The sequence below is a fragment of the Corynebacterium sp. HMSC034E11 genome (genome assembly GCF_001835905.1).
GTDB lineage: Bacteria > Actinomycetota > Actinomycetes > Mycobacteriales > Mycobacteriaceae > Corynebacterium > Corynebacterium coyleae.
Genome location: NZ_KV826363.1, coordinates 1 through 1,624, shown reverse-complemented (window position 1 = coordinate 1,624; position 1,624 = coordinate 1). Strand labels below are relative to the sequence as shown.

Sequence of the window (1,624 nt, the reverse complement as noted above, 5' to 3'; positions counted from 1 at the left end):
TCTACTCAAACGGAACAAAACCTGGGACACTTCATTACCTGAGGTAGGAACTAAACCCAGGACGCTTCACTATCGGCACTCGAACACACCAAACACCTATGCACCAAACTGGAGGTGAACATGGTGAGCATCACCAGCAAACCGCCTAACCAACCCCCCAACTTCATACCGAGCCGAAAGCACAAACCGCTACACCACTTCACGGGACTTGACCCAGGCCGGAAGCTAGAGGCATTTGCAGCCCGGTGTAAATTCCGTTCTGGTCGGGGATCGAAAGGGACTTACAAGCTGCTTCTCTGGGGTTTAGTGTGCCTTGTTGGATGCGTGGCGCTTTTTGGCTGTTAACCAGCAGAAAGTGTTTCTGAGTTTCGGCGTTGTTGCTGATCGGGCTGAGTAAATCGGCCGGATATAAGGTCGTGCGGCTTATATCGGACCTATTTGTGTTCAATCCACCGGAATGGCACCCGCATGTGTTAGTCGCGGGTTGGTGCGCTTTCCAGGAGAGCAGAGGGTGTCAGGAAGTTTGTGTGTGAGGCTCTGGTCTGAAGGAGTTTCACTGATAATAATTACGGTGTCACCGAAGAAAAATCATGACCCGGCGAGGGGCAACGAGATCAGCGGGAAGCTGATGGAAAATCCTGAGCTAGCCAGTTTGATCAGCGAGCTGGCGACCTCCTCTGATGATGCAAGCGAGCTGCTCTAAGGCCTGCTGCAGGCTTCGATCAAGGTTGGCCTGCAGGCGAAGATGGATGCGCATTTGGGCTATAACCATTCCGACCGCAAAACCAAAGCCCAGGTGGAGACCGCACCGGCGAACAATCACCGCAAGGGGTCGTACACCAAGACCGCTAATTCTGGCTACGGTGAGGTGGAAGTGACCGTGCTCAGGGATCGTGTCGGTACGTTTACTTCCCGGATGGTGCCCAAGGGTGCACGTCGGCTCACAGAGCTCGACGACATGATCGTCTCGCTGTACGCCGGAGGGATGACCGTGCGCGGTATTCAGTACCACCTCGCGACCACGCTCGGGGTGGATATGAGGCCCGGATACGATCAGCACCATTACCGATGCAGCGTTAGATGAGGTCATGATCTGGAAAAACCGCCAGCTCGATGCGTTTTACCCCGTGATTTTCCTCGACGCGTTACGCGTCAAGATCCGTGATGGGCACCACGTGGTCAACAAGGCTTGCTACATGGCGGTTGGTGTCGACATGGACGGCATCAAGCACATCCTGGGATTGTGGATCGCCGATAATGAAGGTGCCGCATTCTGGGCATCGGTGTGTGCGGATCTGGCCAACCGCGGGGTCCAGGACGTGTTCATCGTGTGCTGCGACGGGCTCAAAGGCTTGCCGGAAGCCGTGGAAGCCTCTGGCTGTATTCCATGGTGCAGGCCTGCATTGTGCACCTGATTCTGGCTGCGAACCGGTGGGTTGTCCTACTGGGACCGCAAATCTGTCTCCCGGGTGCTGCGTGAGGTCTACACGGCCGCAAACGAGGAGGCCGCTCGTGTCAGCTTGGATGCGTTCGAGGGCAGTAAACTGAGTCAGAAATATCCGCAGTCGGTCAAAGTCTGGCGCGACGCCTTGTGTTTTGTCAAGTTGTTTTAGGCCGTTTCGGC

The 1,624-nt window shown here is 55.7% G+C and carries 1 pseudogene; it reads left to right on the top strand.

Annotation, left to right across the window (positions count from 1 at the left end):
• Positions 1 to 562 precede the first annotated feature (562 nt).
• A pseudogene (locus HMPREF2690_RS00035) lies at positions 563 to 1,589 on the top strand (IS256 family transposase); the annotation flags it as partial.
• Positions 1,590 to 1,624: the final 35 nt, after the last annotated feature.